Source organism: Streptomyces sp. 135 (assembly GCF_020026305.1).
Taxonomy (GTDB): Bacteria; Actinomycetota; Actinomycetes; order Streptomycetales; family Streptomycetaceae; genus Streptomyces.
In genome coordinates, this window is record NZ_CP075691.1 from 952,138 (window position 1) to 971,408 (window position 19,271).

General features: G+C 69.8%; 16 protein-coding genes and 1 pseudogene. 3 read left to right on the forward strand and 14 right to left on the reverse strand.

Annotated elements, in window-relative coordinates:
* Window positions 1–24: 24 nt before the first annotated feature.
* Window positions 25–3,870, reverse strand: coding sequence for a LamG-like jellyroll fold domain-containing protein (locus tag KKZ08_RS04355; RefSeq protein WP_223773176.1), 3,846 nt, complete (start codon window positions 3,868–3,870; stop codon window positions 25–27).
* 691 nt (window positions 3,871–4,561) lie between these two features.
* On the opposite strand from KKZ08_RS04355, the pseudogene KKZ08_RS04360 reads away from it, so the two are divergent.
* A pseudogene (locus KKZ08_RS04360) lies at window positions 4,562–4,892 on the forward strand (helicase); the annotation flags it as partial.
* A 126-nt stretch (window positions 4,893–5,018) separates the two neighbouring features.
* The gene (locus KKZ08_RS04365) at window positions 5,019–5,252 is read left to right on the forward strand and encodes a hypothetical protein (protein ID WP_223779372.1); all 234 of its coding nucleotides are present in this window, start codon (window positions 5,019–5,021) and stop codon (window positions 5,250–5,252) included.
* A 183-nt stretch (window positions 5,253–5,435) separates the two neighbouring features.
* Here the strand turns inward: KKZ08_RS04365 and KKZ08_RS04370 are convergent, their stop codons facing one another.
* The 3 genes from KKZ08_RS04370 to KKZ08_RS04380 all read right to left on the reverse strand — a co-directional run bounded on the left by KKZ08_RS04370 (window position 5,436) and on the right by KKZ08_RS04380 (window position 6,538).
* Window positions 5,436–5,957: a hypothetical protein gene (locus tag KKZ08_RS04370; protein WP_223773177.1), complete on the reverse strand. Its 522-nt coding sequence runs from the start codon at window positions 5,955–5,957 to the stop codon at window positions 5,436–5,438.
* A complete protein-coding gene (locus tag KKZ08_RS04375; protein WP_223773178.1) occupies window positions 5,951–6,283 on the reverse strand; it encodes a hypothetical protein in 333 nt (110 codons plus the stop codon). Before KKZ08_RS04375 ends, KKZ08_RS04370 begins: the two co-directional genes overlap by 7 nt.
* 81 nt (window positions 6,284–6,364) lie before the next feature.
* Window positions 6,365–6,538, reverse strand: coding sequence for a hypothetical protein (locus tag KKZ08_RS04380; protein ID WP_223773179.1), 174 nt, complete (start codon window positions 6,536–6,538; stop codon window positions 6,365–6,367).
* Between the two features lie 213 nt (window positions 6,539–6,751).
* Between KKZ08_RS04380 and KKZ08_RS04385 the strand changes: the two genes are divergently transcribed.
* Window positions 6,752–8,071 (forward strand): phytase, encoded by a 1,320-nt coding sequence (locus KKZ08_RS04385; RefSeq protein WP_223773180.1) that lies wholly within the window; start codon window positions 6,752–6,754, stop codon window positions 8,069–8,071.
* Here the strand turns inward: KKZ08_RS04385 and KKZ08_RS04390 are convergent.
* The 10 genes from KKZ08_RS04390 to KKZ08_RS04435 all read right to left on the reverse strand — a co-directional run bounded on the left by KKZ08_RS04390 (window position 8,025) and on the right by KKZ08_RS04435 (window position 18,979).
* On the reverse strand, window positions 8,025–8,726 hold the full coding sequence (locus KKZ08_RS04390; protein WP_223773181.1) for a response regulator transcription factor: 702 nt from the start codon (window positions 8,724–8,726) through the stop codon (window positions 8,025–8,027). The genes KKZ08_RS04385 and KKZ08_RS04390 overlap by 47 nt on opposite strands.
* Window positions 8,723–9,961, reverse strand: coding sequence for a sensor histidine kinase (locus KKZ08_RS04395; RefSeq protein WP_223773182.1), 1,239 nt, complete (start codon window positions 9,959–9,961; stop codon window positions 8,723–8,725). The genes KKZ08_RS04390 and KKZ08_RS04395 overlap by 4 nt, the downstream gene beginning before the upstream one ends.
* Before the next feature lie 23 nt (window positions 9,962–9,984).
* Complete coding sequence (locus KKZ08_RS04400; protein WP_223773183.1) at window positions 9,985–10,662, reverse strand: hypothetical protein; 678 nt, start codon at window positions 10,660–10,662, stop codon at window positions 9,985–9,987.
* 179 nt (window positions 10,663–10,841) lie between these two features.
* Complete coding sequence (locus KKZ08_RS04405; protein WP_223773184.1) at window positions 10,842–12,494, reverse strand: FAD-dependent oxidoreductase; 1,653 nt, start codon at window positions 12,492–12,494, stop codon at window positions 10,842–10,844.
* Window positions 12,495–12,558: 64 nt separating this feature from the next.
* Window positions 12,559–13,473, reverse strand: a complete 915-nt coding sequence (locus tag KKZ08_RS04410; RefSeq protein WP_223773185.1) for a diiron oxygenase — start codon at window positions 13,471–13,473, stop codon at window positions 12,559–12,561.
* A 162-nt stretch (window positions 13,474–13,635) separates the two neighbouring features.
* On the reverse strand, window positions 13,636–14,817 hold the full coding sequence (locus KKZ08_RS04415) for an MFS transporter (RefSeq protein WP_223778899.1): 1,182 nt from the start codon (window positions 14,815–14,817) through the stop codon (window positions 13,636–13,638).
* Window positions 14,801–15,406 carry a GNAT family N-acetyltransferase gene (locus KKZ08_RS04420; RefSeq protein ID WP_223773186.1) on the reverse strand — a complete coding sequence of 202 codons (606 nt, stop codon included), beginning with the start codon at window positions 15,404–15,406 and terminating at the stop codon, window positions 14,801–14,803. The genes KKZ08_RS04415 and KKZ08_RS04420 overlap by 17 nt, the downstream gene beginning before the upstream one ends.
* Complete coding sequence (locus KKZ08_RS04425; protein ID WP_223778900.1) at window positions 15,403–16,599, reverse strand: type III PLP-dependent enzyme; 1,197 nt, start codon at window positions 16,597–16,599, stop codon at window positions 15,403–15,405. The genes KKZ08_RS04420 and KKZ08_RS04425 overlap by 4 nt, the downstream gene beginning before the upstream one ends.
* Window positions 16,600–16,607: 8 nt before the next feature.
* The gene (locus KKZ08_RS04430) at window positions 16,608–17,933 is read right to left on the reverse strand and encodes a DUF6271 family protein (RefSeq protein WP_223773187.1); all 1,326 of its coding nucleotides are present in this window, start codon (window positions 17,931–17,933) and stop codon (window positions 16,608–16,610) included.
* On the reverse strand, window positions 17,915–18,979 hold the full coding sequence (locus tag KKZ08_RS04435) for a phytanoyl-CoA dioxygenase family protein (RefSeq protein ID WP_223773188.1): 1,065 nt from the start codon (window positions 18,977–18,979) through the stop codon (window positions 17,915–17,917). The genes KKZ08_RS04430 and KKZ08_RS04435 overlap by 19 nt, the downstream gene beginning before the upstream one ends.
* Window positions 18,980–19,271: the final 292 nt, after the last annotated feature.

Below are 19,271 nucleotides of genomic sequence, written 5' to 3' on the forward strand. Positions count from 1 at the left end.
GGGTGGAAAGAATTCGGCGAGTGCCTAGGGTGAGAGCTCGGTGATCTGGCTGCTCACCTGTCCCGGCGTCATCGCCCCGCTCCATACGCGAAGCTTCGCCAGGTCGCCCGGCAGGTAGTGGCCCATGGTGCCCTTCGCTGACCCGCGTCCCACGGAGAGGGTCGCGCTGCCTTGCTGCGGTGTGCCGAGTCCCGGGTCTTCCTCGCCTTGCTGGAGGAACGGACCGACGTACAACTGGGCGACGCCGAACTGCTGCTCGCCTTGGTCGTCGGTGAAGTCCTGGCCGGCGTCGAAGACGCCGGTCACGTCCACCCAGGTGTCCCATTCCTGCTCGCCGATCGGTTCTTGGGCCGGGGCGAGTGCGGAGTCGACCACCTTGCCGTTCGCATCGACGGCGGTGCGGCCGAACTTCCACTGGTAGGCGTCGGCGGTCGCTTTCTCCACCCACAGCGCCCAGGACGACTCCTTGCCCGCCGGGGTGGGCTGTGAGGCGACCAGGCCGCGGTAGCCGACCGGTTTGGCCGCCAGCAGCGCCTTGTTCAGCCGTACCCGTGCGGAGACCGTGAATGATCCGGTCTCATCGACTACCGGGTCATCGCCTGAGGCGTAGCCGGAGGTGCCGTTCAGCACCAGGGCTGTCGCGTCTTCGCCGCTCACACTGGCCCCCGAGCCCGACAGGACCAGACCACCGCGGCGGTAGGGGAAGGATGTGCTGGCCGGATCATCGGGGTCTTCCGGGCTCTCGGTGACCTGGTTGCCGGAGGAGATGGTGGCATCCCAGTGGGCGACCAGCTCGTTGGCGGGCACTTCGCCCTTCTCTGTCCGGTTCTCCTCGCGGATTTGCGCAGGCGTCAGCGGCTCCTGCCAGGTCGCGATCTCGTCCACCCGGCCCAAAAAGTACTCGCCATAGCTGCCACCGACCTTCGAGCGGCCGACCATCAAATTACGATCTGCCGGCCATGGCTCGTAAGTGGCCGCCTCCTGCGCCAGAAACACTGGGTCGCCCTGAGGCCGTCCGTTGATGTAGAGCTGAATGGTGTCGTTGTTCTTGTCGCCGTCGTCCTGGGTATCGAAGACCGCGGCCAGGTGTGTCCACACCTTCAGCGGGGGGTTGGCCTTGTCGGCCATGGAACGGACGTAGGTGGGCCCGTTCTTGTCCTGGTCGGTACGGTTGAACACCCACTTTTTGTGTGTGGCCGAGTAGTAGAGAGTGAAAGCCGAGCCGTGTTCTCCCGGGGCTGCCAGCACGGTGCGGTTGGCAGAGGCGTCAGTGAGGTAGGCCCAGGCCGATACGGTGAACGAGTCCTGCGAGTTGATCGGTACTCCATCGGTCGAGGCGTAGCCGACCTGCTGTCCGGGGTCGCTGAGGTTGTCGTTCAAGCGCAGCGCGTAGTCGCCTGCGCCGCGTCGGCCCATGGTCGACCAGCCGGTGCCCGCCTCGTCGCGCAGGAGCACATCGTGGCGGGTCCCGGTCTCGCCCGTGTCTTTGGCAGTCATCAGGGCGGAGCCGGGGGCGCCGTCGTCGAAGCGCCAGCGTCCGGTCGCGCCGTCAGCGAGACCGGTCTTGAACGTGAATTCGGCTGGCGGCCCCCAGCGCACCCGCCCTTCCTTGTCCAGCTTCAGGTCGCTGGCCTCCACAGAGAGGGTCTGGGCGCCCGGCAGCCCAGGTTTGACGTCGTTGACCATCACCGAGGCATTCGTCGTTGCTGCGTTGACCGTCTTCACCGCATCCGCGTCCGAGGTCAGCAGCCGCCACCGGTAGGCCTTCACGTCCTTGTCGGCCGTGTTGGGCTTGAAGGTGAAGCTTCCCGGCTGGCCCGGCCCGCCGTGAGGGGCGCAGTCGTTGGCCGTGCACTGGGTGTAGGGGGAGCCGTTGACAATGGTGGGCGGCTTGGGGGCGGTGGAGTCGATACGCAGGTAGCACCAGGACGAGTACGGCGAGAACAGGTCGCCATCTCTGCCGTTGTAGTTCCAGTGCGACTGGGTTCTGGCCTTGAACCGGTACAGACCGCCGTCAGCCCGCTTGTCGGTGGTCGCCTTCTCCAAGGTGCCGTCCGGATCCCAACCGGATGGCGGTTTGTAGGTGCTCCATACCTGTGACCAACTGCCCGATCGGGTGTCGGTGCTGGAGCGCTGCATGACGAACTCGGCCTGCAGATAGCCCTCTTCCTCGCCTTGGTGCTGCTCGACCTTGGTCTGCACCCGGGCCTGCACGGTCGGGGTATCCGTCGTCACCGTCAGCGGCGAGGAGGAGGGGCGACAGTACGCCTTCGTGCCCGTGCCCGGGATCGCGCCGACGGAAGTGGGCACACCGGGCTTGTGGACGTACCAGACCTTGAGTTCGGCATTGGAGTCGAAACGCTTCCACGCCCGCGGCTCACCCTCGTCCTTGGCCCGCAGCATCAGCGTCAGTCGCGGGAACTTGCCGTCCGCGAGCGCCCGTACGGTGGAGGTGAGGTTCTCGTCCTTCTCGTCCGGGTTGTCGTTGAATTCTACCCAGGAGTTGGGCTGGTCAGGGCTGCACAGATCTCCGCGGCCCGCGGAGACGTAGCGGTCACCCATCTGATTCAGCTGCTTGGGACCGGGCCAGCGGGTGCCCTCGGAGATGTTGTCGGTGCGCTCCAGGTCGACCCAGTGCGGGGTGCAGTTGAACGACCATGTCTCATAGGCACGGAACGTCGCGTCCAGAACCTGCTTGCCGGACAGCTTGGAGGCGCCGAACTCGAAGTACATGCGGTCGGTGTAGCCGTTGGTGCTGCAGTAGTAGCCGTCCGCGATGCCGCAGCGGCCCACGCCCTTGGGCTCGCTGAACTTCCAGAACTTGTCACCGTCGGAGGACAGCTTCGTCCACTCCGACTTGCCCAGCCCCACCGCGGGGTCGATGTAAACCGGGTAGACCGTGTCCTTGCCTCGCAGCAGGTCCAGATCCGGCGCGACGGAGACGGCGCCAGCACCGACCGCGACGGGAAGCTCAGCGCTGACATCACCCTCGCCGGGCTGGACCGGGCTCTGCGTGGCCTCTTGTTCAGGCTGCAGAGCTGGAGCCTGGTCCGGCTGGGCAGCCGCAGTCTCCTTGGCCGACTGGGATTGTACCTGTGGTGGATGGGCGGCACTGCCAGCGGAGTCCCACATCTGGCCGGCCGGGCCGCGGAAAACCGCGTTGCCGTCGCCGTCCACGGCGCGGAGGCCCCCGCCCTCACCGGGGGCCAGGCTCAGCCCCTCCCCCTGGGCAGTGAGTCTGATCTTCTCCAGTGCGGGGCTGGCCGCCGCCTCAGCGGTCTTGACGGCGAGCACTTCACGGTAGCCCTCAGCCGTCGCCGTCAGCTGCAGATCTACGCCCTTGATCGGCACGTTCGCATACGTGGCGGTCGCACCGTCAAGTGAGGGTGTGGGCAAAGTGGTGGGCCAGCCCAGGCGCAGGCCCTGGCCCTGGTGGCCCAGTCGCAGCAGCTGCGAGCCGCTGCCGCCGCCGGAGAAGGACAAGTCCACTACGGCCGACTTCGGGCCGATCCTGCCGTCGGAGCGCTTCTCCAGCGTGACGTCGATGCCCCGCCAGCCTCCTTCTGGGGTTCTGGCGCGCTGAGGCTCGGTGGCCTGGGTAATGACGAACGTGCCATCCGGGTTCGCCAGCGTCGTCGTGTACTCAGAGCGCTCGGAGGTCACCTCCACCGGCTCCCCCGATGCCACCGCCCGCGCGTACGCGGACCGTTCACTCAGCCCGGCCGCCGGGGCCTTTGCCGGCTCATCGCCAGCAGCCGCGTGCCCCACAGACGGCAGCAGCGACAGCAGCAGCGCTGATGTCACCGCCCCGGTCACGGTACGTATTCGTCTTCGTGCACCGGCATCGCAACACCTACGTTCCAACCCCATAGTCCCCACCCCAGAGTCACAAGTCCTACACAGGCTGTGCGAGTCAACGCCCCACAGTTCCGAACGTCAATGTGAACTAAGGCACAATTTCTAGTTCTCATATGGCTACGAGCAGGAGAAATAGTGGCAAGTAGCCGACTTGCCCCCTTTGGCGTGAAGGTCGACGATCGCTACACAAAGTAATCGGCTGAATGGGTCGCCTATCTGGAATCCGCCAACCTCAGCCCGTGAAGGTAACGAGCGACGATGCCCGATGGGCGCGCGGTGAAAACACAGGATGGGCCTGGCCATTCCCGGAGACAGTCCGTTGGCGAAGCGCCCTGGGCGCTTGGTCTGCACCAACCAGAACTGGCCACCCCCGAGAAGCGCTGCCACAAAGTGATCACCCACCGTGTGGGCCACCGGCACTCAGCCCTTAAGTGCAGCCGCCGCGGTCGCGATCAAGAAAACTCTTCGCCAGCCCAGCCCTATGAGCCTTGTTCCGACACCCCCGAACCGTATGCGCGCTCTTTTCCCACAGCCGCTACCAGCAACTCTGACGCGTCCCAACACACGCTGCCCACAGCTCCAGAGGCCTGACCTGTCACAGATGCATGCGCACTCTCTTCGGCACTCCCCCGCCTCTACCAACAACTCTGCCTGCAACGCGGACACCACCGTGTGCCGCCATCAGAAGGAATCAATCCGATCGCCACCAGGGACTTGAGCGCGGCTCGCGGAGCTCAACCTGACTGAGGTGATCGAGCGCGAACTTCACGCCGGTTTCGAGATCGACATGCTCGTGATCCGCAACCCCCGCCGGGTCTCACGGAGCCGAAGGAGGCGCAGCGAGGCCAGCACCTCGCCCGGTTGCAGACGGCGCTCCTGGAACACCCCACCGCATGGCACCTGCGTACGGCATGACGTTCCACCAGAAGGTGGAGGAGACCGCCGCGTTCGCGGAGCGGCTGCTCAAGACGGTGGCTGAGTTGTACATGAACGATGCCTCGGATAACGATTTGACGAAGCGGCCGCAGAGCGCTTCCCTTGGGCCGTGGCCGCACCAGGCAAGCGGCTCCGGCCGGACGGTAGTGACTTCCTGGACGTCGCTCCGAGCGCGGTACGCGCCGAGGAACGCGAGGGGTACATCGAGCGCCTGGAGGCGTTTCGTGGAGCAGCACCGCGCCCGGCTGGAGGAGATGCTGCGCACGCACGGACCGGGCAGCAAGCCCGCCTCGCACGGCCGGTACGCGCTGATGGGACAGCCCGAGACCCTGATCATCGTGGAACGGATAGAGAATGCCCCGTTCCTCCTGCGCGGCCAGTGGGAGAAGGAGCTGAAGACCGTCTGCCTGGACGACCTCGAGTTCGCGTGGGGGCCGCACATCCGCCTCAGCCAGTGAGCAGCCGGGAACCAGCAGCGGGGCCGGGCGGGGTGTTCCTGTCCGGCCCGCTGCCGTCGGGTCGGCACACACCGGTCACCCCTTCGAGTCGAGCGGCGAAGCGTAAGGACCGCAGCGGCACGCCGGGCAGCGGCGTCGCGGCAACGGCCCCTCCGGGGCAGCGTCCCCTGGTGTGTGCCCGTGTCAGCCACACCCGGAGCGACCCGCCGACCGCGGCATGAATTGCCGGTGCGTCCGGACCATGTCCTTCTCCTGTCCTGGCGTCATCCCGTCCAGGCGGACGCGGTCGGCGGCCCCGGGCGCCGCCACCGCCTGCCGATGGGCGAAAAGGAAGAGCAGGCGGGGGAAGTGCGTCACGAGCGCGTCAAGCAGACGCGCGTCGGGGGGCTGCTGCAGCACGATGGTGAGCGGCCCCGACTCCTCCTCGTGGCGGGCCAGCAGATCGCGCAGCTCGTCGTCGTCACAGGAAATGCCCCAGCAGATCTCCTCGACGAGGAGCTCGCGGATCTCCGCCACGAGCCCTTCCACGTAGTCGGTCACGTCGAACCGCGGCGCGGGCCTGCGCAGCGCCCAGGGGTCGGGCGTCTCGCTCGCCCTGCGGACGTACATGTCGGCCGCCTCCCCGTGCTCGGCCCGGAGCAGCGCTATGCGGTCGCTGCCGGTGAAGGCCACGTGGCGCAGCCGCTCCGCGTCGGCCTTCAGCACCCGGGCGTAGGGGACAACGACATCGACGATGTCCGCGTGAGCAGGAACGCGCCGACGGGCGCCGGGTAGTGCTGGAGGCTTGCGGCGGTGGACCAGCCGAGCGCGGTCGTGGAAATGGTGACGAGTTCGGGTCTGCCGATCGAACCGCTGGTGAAGCAGGTGTAGGCGGGGCCGCCGCGGCGCCCCGCGAAGCGGCCCTCCGGCGGAGCCTGAACGCGGGGAACCCGACCACCGTCCCAGAGGACGCGCTCCGGGCCACAGGGCGGGGCGATCGTGTCCCCCTCGTCCGGTACGAGGGCCAGTCGGGCGCCGCTGCGCCGGAGCATCAGGCGTGCGCCAGACCGCGTGCGGGTCGCCTTCGGCGTACAGCGCCGGGTCGGTGAGATCCACCTGCGGCAGCCGCGTGCTCACGGTCCCGGCTCCGCACGCGTCGCGCCGCCGTCCTTGGCGGTGGGCGTGAAGAACAGTGCCGCGGCTGGGACTTCGACGCCGGCCTCCTGGTCGATGGCGAGTTGCAGCCCGGCGGCGAACTCGAAGAAGTCGTCGCCCACACGGACCGGTGTGACATAGCCAGATCTCATGGCTGTTTTCCGGCTGAACGACGATCAAAGTGATGGATCGTCCCAATGGCCTGCCTGCCCTACGGACCGCCCGGACGGGATCGCTCCGCGACACCACTTGTTCACGCCCTGCACTAATTGAGGACGCGTTACCTGGCGGTAAGTCTTCATGCGGAGATCACACGCTCTCCACGTCCCTTTTCCGGCAACTCGCTCTCCAGAAGGAGCCGTTACATGGCCACGTCCCGCACCGCACGGTCGACGACGCTCGCCCTCGCCACGGCGGTCGCGGCGCTCACCGCGACCGCCCTCCCCTTCCAGGCGCTGGCCGCCCCGAACGGCTCGCGCGCCGCGCTGCCCGCCGTCACCGCGCGCTCCGAGACCCCGGCCCTGCACGACGACGAGGCCGGCGGCGACGCCGACGCGGACGACCCGGCCATCTGGCGCAACGCCGCCGACCCGGACCGCAGCCTGGTCATCGCCACCGCCAAGCAGGGCGGTCTGCGCGTGTACGACCTGGACGCCCGCGAGGTGCAGTCCGTGCCCGCGCCCGCCGCACCGGGCCCGGACCACGCGCCCGGCCGCTTCAACAACGTCGACCTGGTGCACGGCCTGCGCCTCTCCTCGGGCCGCGCCGACCTCGCCGTGACCAGCGACCGCGGCGGCGACCGGCTCCGCTTCCACCGCATCGACGCGAACCGCGCCGGTGGCCCGCTCACCGACGTCACGGACCCCTCCGCCCCGCCCGTCTTCTCCTCCTCCCAGGAGGAGATCGACGAGCAGCGCACCGCGTACGGCCTCGCGACCTGGACCGACAAGTCGTCCGGCCGCTCCTACGCCCTGGTGAGCCGCCGGGAGCGGACGAGCGTCGCCCTGCTCGAAATCACCCCCGGCGCCGACGGCAAGGTCGGCTACCGCAAGATCCGCACCCTCGACCTGCCCGCCGACTTCCGCCTGCCGAACGGCACTTCGTGGTCTCCGTGCGGTGAGCCGGGCGAACTCCCGCAGGTCGAGGGCATGGTGGTCGACCCGGCGAACGGCATGCTGTACGCGGGCCAGGAGGACGTCGGCATCTGGCGGATGCGCGCCGACCTGACCGGCACGCCGAAGCTCGTCGACAAGGTCCGTGAGTACGGCGTGCCCGGCACCTACGACGAAGGGACCGAGGAGTGCGTCGCGGGCGCCGACCCCGGGTTCGGCGGCACCCGTCTGACCGCCGATGTCGAGGGGCTGACGCTGCTCACGGAGGCGGACGGAGACGGCCATCTCCTCGCGTCGAGCCAGGGCGACGACACCTTCGCCGCCTATGACCGCGAGCTGTCCGACGACAACGAGTACGAGGGCGGTTTCCGTGTCACCGCGGCGTCCGCCGCCCTCGACGGCTCGGAGGAGTGCGACGGCGCCGCCGCGCTTGCCGCGCCGCTCGGCCGTAAGTACCCGAACGGGCTGCTTGTGGTCCAGGACGGCCATGACGCCCCCGGGGACGCCGAACGTCCCTCCACCAACTTCAAGTTCGTGGACCTGGGTGAGGTGAAGGAGGCCATCGAGGACTGACGAGCCCCGACTCGTAGGCGCTGATCACCAGCTGCGCGCGGTCCCGCGCGCGCAGCTTGCTCAGCAGCCGGCCGATGTAGGTCTTGACGGTGCCGTTGCTGAGGTGGAGGTACTCGGCGATGTCGGCATTGGAGAGGCCACGCGCCACGAGCACGAGGACCTCACGCTCGCGCTCCGTGAGCTCCTCGAGCGAGGAGCCCGGCGCATGGTGCGTATGGGGAAGACGAGCGAACTCCGCGATCAGGCGTCGGGTCACCGAAGGGGCGAGAAGGGACTCTCCGGCGGCGACGGTGCGGATGCCTGCCAGCAGCACCTCGGGAGATGTGTCCTTGAGGAGGAATCCCGCCGCCCCGGCACGCAGCGCGCCGTACACGTACTCGTCGAGGTCGAAGGTGGTGAGGATGAGGACGCGGGTTCCGGCCGTCTCGGGGGATCCGGCTATGCGCCGTGTCGCCTCGATGCCGTCCATGCGGGGCATCCTGATGTCCATCAGCACCACGTCCGGGCAGAGCCGCTGTGCGCTCTCGACGGCTTCGGCGCCGGTGCCGGCCTCGCCCACCGCTGTCAGCCCGGGGGCGGTGTCGATGAGCACGCGGAAGCTGCCTCGGAGCAGGGACTGGTCGTCGGCGACGAGTACCCGGATCGGTTCGGTCACGCGGTCCTCTCCCTGCGGTTCGTAGCCGTGTCATGAGCGGGTTCGTGCGGGAGACGGGCCGACACGGCGAACCCGCCGCCGGGCCGTGGCCGGGCGGTCAACGTCCCGCCGTACATCATCACGCGTTCGCGCATCCCCACCAGTCCGTGACCACCCCTGAGTTCCGCCCGGTCGGTCGCGGCCGCGTTCCCGGCTCCGTCATCCACCACTTCTATGTGCGCGTCTCTTCGTTCGTCGACCGTGATCGTCACCTGGCAATGTGTTCCGTCACCGGCGTGCTTGACCACGTTCGTCAGTGCCTCCTGCACGATCCGGTAGACGGCCAGCGCTGTCCCCGCGGGGAGGCCGGCGTCCAGCCGGGTGCGGAGTTCGGTACGGACTCCTGCCCGCTCGGCACGCCGGACGAGAGCCGGCAAGTCGTCCAGTCCGGGAGGGGGAGCCGTCTCCGCCGAGCCGGACTCTCGCATGTGCCGACCAGCGGTGTCGCCGCGCAGCACTCCCAGGGCACGGCGCATCTCGGTGAGCGCCTCCCGGCCGGTCTGCTCGATCGCCTGGATGGCATCGCGTGTCTCTTGGGGGCGGGCCTCGGCCACGTGGTTGGCCACCGCCGCTTTGACGACGATCACGCTGAGGCTGTGCGAGACGATGTCGTGCAGTTCCCTGGCGATGCGCAGGCGTTCTTCGGCCAGTGCCTCCTCCGCGAGGCGACGGTCCCTTCGGGCCGCCCGGGATCTCCGTTCGCGCACGACACGCCCTGCGGTCCACGCTGCCCCGACGACCAGCCAGACGAGGGCGGCGGTGCCGGCGGCTTCCGTCCACGGGCCGGAGGGCGTCAGGATCGCTTCACCGGTGATGACCGCGGCCGCCGAGACGACCAGGGTCAGGGCGAACGCCGCCCCAGCCCGGAGTGTCGGCTCGATGAGCGCCACCGCGTAGACGGCCAAGGCCGCGGAGATGTAAGGGTCACGGGTGATGTCGAGCAGTGTCGCCGTCGCCGAAGCCCCCACAACTACGGCCAAGGCGGACAGGGGCCACAGGCGCCGAACGGCCAGCGGCACGCCCACACAGACGGCCACCAGCAGGCCCAGCCACCACGGGCCGGAGAACCGGGGCAGACCGTCTGAGGCACCCTGGCCGGCCAGTGCCACGTACCCTGCTGTCACTACGGCCGCCACGCAGGCGTCGATCGCCAGCAGATGCGCGCCGGTCCGCAGGCGCCGCCCCATTCTGTGCATCGCCAGACGATACCGGTGGCCGCTCATCCGGCCTGCCCGAAGAGGAACATCGCGGTACCCACGGCGACCAGCAGGAGGAGCCTTCCGGCGACTGTGGCCGCCCGCGAGGTCGTCCCGCCGCGCAACGCGGCCACGCCCAAGGGGACGAGCGCGACGCACAGTCCCGCGGCGGCCGCGACCGACAGCGGGGTCGTTCCCTTCAGCACCCCCAGCGGCATCGCCGCTGCCATGGCCAGGGCCGCCGCACGAAGCGGTCCCAGCACTCGGGAGCGGTAGGCGCCGATGGCCAGCAGGAGCCAGCCGCCCATGATGGCCGCGTTGAGTGTGCTGAAGATGTGGAACGCGCCGTAGGTCTCGCTCACCGTTCGCGTCGCCGACGCCGCCCCCTGCACGGCCACCAGTTGGAAGGCCAGGTGGTCCACACCGGCGTGAAACGCGCGGGCGAAGAGGCCGAGGACCGTGAGCGCGCCGCCCCACAGAGCGAGTTCCCGGAACCTCTCGCCGATCTCGGCGGCGAGAAGCACGACTCCCGGCCACAGCAGCATCCATCCGGCGGACACGAAGCTGTATGAGGCCGTCATGAGGTCCGGATGATGTCCGTACGCACTCAGTTGCGCGGGGAAGAAGAAGTCGAAGCGCAGGCGCAGCAGTACGCCGGTGAGCAGCAGCAAGGGGCCGAGGACGAGAGAGGCGCCGCCCACCCAGCGTCCTGGAAAGGCATGATGAGGAACGGCGATTGGCGCAGTCGTGACGGTCATGGGGCAACGATGCCGCCGCCGCATGTACCGCGTCGTCGGAGCGTGGACCACACTTTCGGATCGGACCGTGGTCGTATGCCTGTCGGGCGACGAACTCCACATTCGGCTGAGCGCCGGACCGGTCAGCGCCGCAGGCCCACCCGCTTTGACCGGGCCGTGGCGACGAGTTCGGGGACCGTGGCCAGTTTGACACGGGGGCGGTCCTCCTCCTTGCCCCGGGCGATCTCGGTCCGCTCGATCGCGGCCAGGCCGCGGGCGTCGACCACGTGCCGGTTGCGGCGGCGGGCCAGGCGGTGGAAGGCCCGCGTCGTGTGGTGCGGCGCGGGCAGCGTTCCGGCCACCGCGTCGGCCAGGAGCGTCGATACCGTCTCGGCGGCGCAGGTGCGGTTGGCGCCGATGCCGCCGGTGGGCCCGCGCTTGATCCAGCCCACGACGTAGGTACCCGGCTGCCCGGTGACCCGGCCGCCCTCGTGCGGCACCGTCCCGCTGTACTCGTCGAAGGGCAGCCCCGCGACGGGCACGCCCCGGTAGCCGATCGCGCGCAGCATCAGCCCCGCGCGCAGGGTCCGCTCCCCCGCGCCGGACGCGACGCGCACGGCCTCCACGCGGCCTTCGCCGAGCACTTCGCGGGGCTCGCAGTAGAAGCGCAGCACGATGCGGCGGCCGGGCTCCGGCGGAGCCTCCCAGTCCGGCTGTCGTCGCGCGACGCCGCGCAGGACGGCCGCCTTGCCCTGCGGGGCCGCCTCGTCGACAGCGGCGGCGATCCGCGGGTCGTGGTCGTCGACGACCAGTTCGACGTCCGGCACATGCTTCAGGGCGAGCAGTTCGGACGTGGTGTACGCGGCGTGCTCGGGCCCGCGGCGCGCGAGCAGGACGACCTCGCGGACCTTGCTGTCACGCAACGCCGCCAGGGCGTGGTCGGCGATGTCGGTACGGGCCAGGGTGTCCGGGTCGGTGAGCAGGATGCGGGCCACGTCGAGGGCGACGTTGCCGTTGCCGACCACGACGACGCGCTCCGCCGACAGGTCGACGGCGTCCTCCGCCGCGTCCGGATGGGCGTTGTACCAGGCGACGAAGGCGCTCGCGGAGACGCTGCCGGGCAGCTCCTCGCCCGGGATGGACAGGCGGCGGTCGGCGGACGCCCCGACGGCGTATATCACCGCGTCGTGGTGGGCTGCTATCTCCTGCGGGGTGACGTCGGTGCCGACGTCGAGTCCGAGGTGCATCCGCACTCTCGGGTGCGCGTGGAAGCGGGTGAAGGTGTCGCCGACCTTCTTCGTCGCGGGGTGGTCGGGCGCCACGCCGTAGCGTATGAGACCGCCGGCCACGGGCAGCCGGTCGATCAGGGTGACTTCGGCGCTGGTGTGCAGCAGCAGGTCCTGCGCGGCGTACATGCCGGCCGGGCCGGTGCCGACGACGGCGACCTTGAGCGGGGCGAAGTCCGCGGGCAGGACGCGCGGGAACTCCGGCTCGCCCCAGGCGTGGAAGTTCGGTCCCTCGGGCTCGGGTCCGGGTGCCTCGGCCTCTTCGTAGTACGCCGCGTTGATGGCGGCGTACTCCTGCTGCGCGGCGGGCAGGCGGTCCACCGGGAAGATCGCGTCGACCGGGCAGGCGTCGGCGCAGGCGCCGCAGCCGATGCAGGTCCCAGGGTCGATGTGCAGCATCTCCGTGCTGCCGAACGCCCGCTCCTGCGGCGTGGGATGGATGCAGTTGACCGGGCACACGGCGACACAGGTGGCGTCGTTGCAACAGGTCTGGGTGATGGCGTAGGTCATGTTCGGGGACTCAGCTCGGATCGACTCGGTTCGGCTCGGGTCGGCGGATCTGCTCATGTGCCGGTCAGATGAGGTGGGCGCGCTTGTAGAAGACCAGCGCCGGCTTGGTGAGCAGGCCGCACGAGGCGAGGAACTCCATGAGGCCGGCGCAGCTGGAGCGCATCATGGACTTGTGGTGTTCGTTGGCCTTCGCCTCGGCGAGGGCACGCTCCTCGTCGAGCCCGGCGTTCGCGTACACCTCGCGGTTCACCATGCTGGTGACGATGACGTACGACGCGATGGCGATCACCAGGGCGTTGATCCGGCGGCGCACCCGGCCCGCGCCCGCGAGGCGCTTGCGCGTCTGGTCGCGGGCGAACTTCATGTGCCGTGATTCCTCGACGACATGGATGTTGTTGATGGTGCGGACGAACGGCGCGACCCGCTCGTCGCGCATCCAGTCGCGCTGCATGACGTCGAGCACCTCTTCGGCCACGAGGATCGCGGCGTAGGCGGCCTCCCCGAAGGCAACCGACTTGAAGACCCTGCCCAGTTCGACGGCGAGGCGGTGCGGCCGGTAGGGGGGCGCGCCGAGCTTCGCCGCGCCGCGGGCGAACATGATCGAGTGGCGGCACTCCTCGGCTATCTCGGTGAGCGCCCACTGGACCTCGGCGCTGGTCGGGTCCTTCGCGTAGACGTCGCGCAGCACCATCTGCTGGAGGATCATCTCGAACCATATGCCGGTACTGGCGACCGAGGCGGCTTCCTGGCGGGTCAGCTCCTTGCGCTGCTCCTCGGTCATCTCCCGCCAGTACGCGGTGCCGTAGAGCGTGCTCCACTCCGGGCTCGCGCCGTGGCAGTCGCGGTCCAGCGGGGTGTCCCAGTCCACCTCGGTGGCCGGGTCGTACGCCAGGACGGCGGCCGAGTCGAGCAGCCGCCGGGCGATGTCGCCCTCCGGGGAGTGGTCTTGTGTGCTCGGCCGAACAGTGCTGCTTGCCATGGAGCTGCTCCTTGACTCGGACGTCAGGGCAAGGCCCGCGGCGGCGCCACGCGCGGCACGCCACGACCCCCTTGTTAGACAGACGGTATAACAAGGGGGTCGGGTAGGCCTACCCCCGAGTAAGCACGAACGAGGGCACGGGCGATGGCTACGAACGCCGGGCTACGAGCGGCTCAACTGCTCGGCGGCGGGCGTCCACCGGATCCGCGTACTGCACGCGGAGACGACGAGCGCCGACGCGGCGACGGCGGCGAAGCCCCACACCAGGCTGCTCGCGTTGGCGATGAAGCCGATCAGCGGCGGCCCCGCCAGCAGGCCCGTCGTCCCCATGGCGGCGACGAGCGTCAGCGAGTCCGAACCCTGCCCCGCCGCCGCCACGTAGACGCACGGGGTGACGGCCGCGATGCCGAGGCCGACGCAGGCGAAGCCGAGCAGCGCCGGCACCAGGCCGCCGCTGAGCAGGGCGAGGATCAGGCCCGCGCCCGCCAGCACGCTTCCGGTCAGGACGACGCGGCCGTCGCCCCAGCGGCTGCGCCAGCCGTCGGCGAAGAGGCGGGCCACGACCATCATTCCGGAGACGACGGCGATGCCGAGGGGCGCCAGCTCCGCGGACGCCTCGGCGACGTCCTCCAGATACAGCGCCGACCAGTCGTTCATGGCGCCCTCGGTGACGGTGCCGAACGCCATCGCGACGCACATCCACAGCGTCATGCGGGAGGGGACGGCCCACTTCCCGGCGCGCTTCTCCTCCTTCGCCGCGGACGGTTCCGGCAGCTGCCCCTCCGCCAGCAGACCGGTCCTCGCGCACACCACCAGCAGGAGCAGGACCGCGGCGGCCGCGGCGAAGTGCACGGCGACCGCCGAGGTGAGCGCGTTCATGCCGGAGGCGAGCAGCGCGGCGAGCAGGGAGCCACCGCTGAAGGTGGCGTGCAGCCGGGCCATGGCGTTGCGCTCGAACCGCGCCTCCAGGACGGCGCCTTGGGCGTTCATGGCGACGTTCAGGCACCCCACGAGCACTCCGTCGACGCACATGACGAGCAGCGCGAGGGGGTAGTTCGGCGCTGCGGCCAGCGCAGGGAGCACCAGCGCCAGACAGAGCGCCGACAACAACGCGAGGCGCTGCGAGCCGAGGCGCCGCATCAACGCCGCCACCAGGGGGAACGACACCGCCGCGCCGACGCCGGCGGCCATCAGCAGGACGCCGACCTCCGCCGCCGTCAGGCCGAGGTCGTCCTTGAGGGCGGGGATCCGCGACGCCCAGGTGGCGTACTGGAATCCGAGCGAGCAGAACAGGGCCGCGATCGCCAACTGGGCCCGGTGGAAAGGATCACGCACGCGCAGCACCCGCATCAGCCCACTTCTCTGTTTCTGTGCGCGGTGCCGGCCCGGCCGGCACCGCCTTGGACATGTACACAGCCGTCGGGCCGTATCCGGCCGGGGAGACGTGACCGGGCGTGAAGCCCCGGGCCGCCCAGAACGTCTCGCTGCCGCCGACGGCCACCAGCGAGAGCCGCTCGTAGCCGTGCGAACGGGCGGCCGCCGTCAGGTGGTGGAGCAGATGCCGGGCGAGACCGCGGTGCCGCAGGTCCGGTGCGACGACGATGTCGTGCAGATGCAGATTGCGGGACGGGAGCGCGGGCCTCGTCTCGATGGTCGCGCACAGGTCCGGGTAGGCGGACTCCGGGTAGGGCAGCGCCAGCAGATAGCCCGCGAGGCGCCCGCCCAGGTCGAGTGCGTAGCAGGTGGCCGGTGACGCGTGTGCCTTCGACTTCAGTGCGGCGCGCCCCTCGGACAGGCCGAGGCGGCTGTAGGCGCGGGACTCCAGGGCGACGATGCCGTCCCAGTCCCGGTCGGCGATGTGGCGTATCCGGATCTCGTCGTGGTTCACGATCTCGTGGTTCGTGATCTCGTGGTTCGTGATCTCCTGGTTCACGCGTCGCCGCCGTCTATCCAGGTGTACGGAAGCGGGCTGAAGCCGTTGAAGCCCTGCGTCATGTAACTGGTCGCGTACGCGCCGCTGGACAGGACCCACACCGGATCGCCCGAGGCCAGCGCCTTGGGCACCGGGATCAGGCCGTGCTCGTGCGAGAAGGCGTCGTCGCTGTCGCAGGTGGGGCCGGCCACGACGGCCGGGACGGACTCGGCGTCGCGGTGCGAGGGGAAGACGAGGCGGTACTGCAACTGGTCCATCTCGTAGAGGCCGTTGAACTTGCCGCAGCTCAGATACAGCCAGTACTGGCGCTCCCCGTCGGGCCCGCGCCGTGCGGACAGCCGGGAGACATGGGCGCGGATGGCGCCGTGGTCGGCGATGAGATAGCGCCCCGGTTCGACGACGAAGCCGAGCCGGTGGCCCGGGAGCTCCCCCAGGCGCGCCATGCCTTCGCGGATCACCGCGAAGATCTTGTCCATCGGCGGGTCGAGCGCTCTGCCGTGCTTGTCGCGGTAGCCCAGCGCGGGCAGGCCGCCGCCCAGGTTGACGTGGTCGAGCGGGATACCGCGCCGGTGGAGGACTTCGAGGACGCCCGCGATGCGGTCGAAGGCGTCTCGCCAGGCGTCGGCCGTCATCTGCTGCGAGCCGACGTGCACGGACAGGCCCGCGGGGGTCAGCCCGAGGTCACGGGCCCTTTCCAGCACGGCGACGGCGTCGGCGGGCGGGCATCCGTACTTGTTGCTCAGCCCCCACAGGGCGCCCTCCCCGGTGGTCGCGAGGCGGCAGAACACCCGTGCGCCGGGGGCGTGTTCCGCGATCGCGGTCACGTCCTCCAGGCTGTCGGTCGCGAAGACCGTGATGCCGAGGCGGTGCGCGTCCGCGATGTTCTGGTCGGACTTGACGGTGTTGCCGTAGTGCATCCTGGCGACCGGGAAGCCGGCGCTCAGGGCCTGCTCCACCTCGCGGGGGCTCGCCGCGTCGGCACCGGAGCCGCGCGCGGCCAGGCGGGCGAGGACCTCGTCGACCGGGCAGGCCTTCATGGCGAACCGGACGTCCACGCCCGGCAGTTCGCGGCGCAGCGTCTCATAGCGCTCCTCGATGCCGGGGAGGTCAAAGACGATCTGGTCCTCGGCGGCGGCCGCCAGGGCGTCGAGGAGTGACGCGGACTCTTCGGTGCGCGCGGCCCGGTGGGTCATCGTGGCGCTCACGTCGGCCGCCCCGCCACCGCCGGCAGGAGCGGTCCGGCTTCCCTGCTCGCCCGCATCAGGGGTGCCCACGCCTCGGTCAGCATCGCGAAGTCCTCGATGTCGCTCCGCGCCTCGTCCAGAAGGCGCTCGCGGCGGGTGGCGAGGATGTCGGCGAACTGCGCGTATCTGCCGCCGAGTCTGCGGTAGGCGGCATCGACGCGGTCCAGGCGCAGGACGTTCTCGGAGCGGTCGAGTGCGGCGCTCTCCCTGGCGAGCGCGCTGATGACGGAGGCCCGGACGTGGTCCTGGCCGTCCAGGAGCGTCTCCCCGGCGGCGGTCATCCGCTCGTAGACGTGGTTGAAGTAGAGCATCGACAGGAAGAACTTGACGAAGCGCGTCTGGTACGCAATGAAGCCCGCGTCGGTCCGGCGTTCCGCGGTGTAGAAGTTGACGATGTTGCGGTTGTGCAGGACGCCGGGCAGCCCGGCGTCGTAAACCACATGGATGAGGAAGTAGTCGCTGCCGATGGTGTCGGTGGCGGGCGGCAGCGGCACGCGTTCGTGCACGCCGTGGAAGCTGATGTTGCACATGTCGACGCGCATGGGGTCGACCAGGGTCAGCGTCGCGCGGTCACCGGTGAACGGCTCCGAACCGGCGCCGCGGAAGGAGTCGTCGACGAGTTCCCGCTTCTGCTCGTCGGACCAGTGGCCCGGTGCCCAGAGGCTGACCACGTCGTAGTAGACCTCGGGGTCGAGTCCGCGTATCTCACCGATGTCCACGGACAGTTCCCCCACGAAGGAACTGCCCACCATGGCCACGCGTTTGTCGGCGTGACGCTCGTCGAGTGCCGTCTCGACGGGGCCGCGCGCCGCGTCGGCCGCGCGCTTGCCGAGCGACATCAGCTCGTGATGGACGGGGAAGACGGGCGCGCCGTCGACGGTCTGGTACCGGCTGTCGGAGTCCCTGCGGTGGACGGACTCGCAGCCGAGCGCGGCGGCGACGAGGAAGGCGCGGTTGGTGCACGCGCCGTAGGAGAGCCCGGCCGGGAGCATCAGCTCCAGCATCAGTTCGGGCTTGGCGACCTCGGCCCGGCCGATCACCTGGCGCAGGAAGTCGCGCTGCTGCGGCTCGCCGAGGTGGTGCGTGACGACGTGCGGCACCGCGCCCAGCGCGCGGACGGCCTCGGCGTGCGCGGCGAAGGTGTCCGGCTCGGAGGAGTCGAGGATCAGCAGGTGGACCTCGACGTCGAAGTGCGCGGCGGCGTAGGCCGCTTCGCCGCCGATCGCGGTGATCGTCTCCGGGCAGGCCCGGTTGGTGGGGAGGGTCAGGCAGATGCGGCGCATGCGGTTTCCCCGATCGGCTGGTCGAAGTCCTGCCCGGTCCAGGAGGTGAGGCCCAGCAGCTTCTCGCCCAGCTCGCTCAGCGTCGCGGTGCCGTAGCGCAGGGACTCGTGCTTGTCGCGGTCCCCGAGGAGCGTGGCGTTCCAGTCCGGCGTGGCGAGGGTGCGCCAGGAGTCGACCCGGGAGCGGCGCAGCTCCTCGTGGGACTCCAGGGCGGGCATCATCGAGAGGTACTGGACGGCGCGGACGCCGTCGGCGGAGGTGTTGGGGGCCACGCCGTGGGCGAGCAGGCCGTTCCAGATCAGCAGGTCGCCGGCCTCCAGCTCGGGCCGTACGACGGGCATCTCGTCCCGGTCGATGGCGGGGCGGATCGGGTCGCGGTCGTCCGGCTGGAGGGCCTTCCACCGGTCGAAGCGGCGGAACAGCTCGGGGCAGCACTGGAAGCCGCCGTGCTCGTCGCGGGTGTCGTCCAGGGCGATGATCCCCTGCACGCGCTGGGGCAGCACGCCGAGGGTGGTGTCGACGTCCCAGTGGAGGTTGATGTCGAAGCCGCGCTCGGTGGGGGCGATCAGGGAGCGGGAACGGTTCTTGACGTTGGGGGGATTGAGGTTGAGCCGGTCCAGGGTGACCCAGAGCTCTTCGCAGTCCCATACGTCGGTGAAGGCGTCGTACACCCGCTGCGTCTGGCGGCTGTCCCAGATGAGCTGGTGGTGGTAGGCCTCGACGAAGCCGTAGACGTGCAGCTCGCGGTCGAGGTCCGAGCGGAACTCCCGCTCCTCGTACCAGGTCTCGGGGCGGCCCCGGTCGAGCCCCTGGAACTCCCAGGCGAAGTCGAGGAGGTCCTTGGCCGCCTCGGCGGGGATCGCCTGCTTCACGACGACGTAGCCGTACGTCTGCCAGAAGGCGAAGTCCTCCTCGGACAGGACCTTGAGCGGCCGGGTCTTCTTCAGGTCCCGCAGCTGGGTCTGCGCCAGGTACGTGTCGCCGTCGGAGCTGAAGTAGGGGACGGCGCTGGGGGCTCGATGGAGGTAGCGGTCGGACGCTGGCATGGCGTGCTCCAAGGTTGGTCTGTTCCGGGGCGGGCACGGCGGCGGAGGGCTTCATCCCCCGGGAGGTCTCCGCGCCGGGCCGGCGGGCCGCTTCAGGTCGGCCGGGGCAGCGGGTGTCACATCCGCCCCACGTCGAACTTGCGTACCATCAAAATGGACTAGACCAACGACCCCTGTCAACAATTGACTTGGGCGCCTTGTAGAGCAAAACGCGGATATTTGCCCCTGGTTCACACGCCCGTCACGTCAGCGCGGAGCCCGGATTGCCCCGCCAACCCCCCTGCGCCACAGG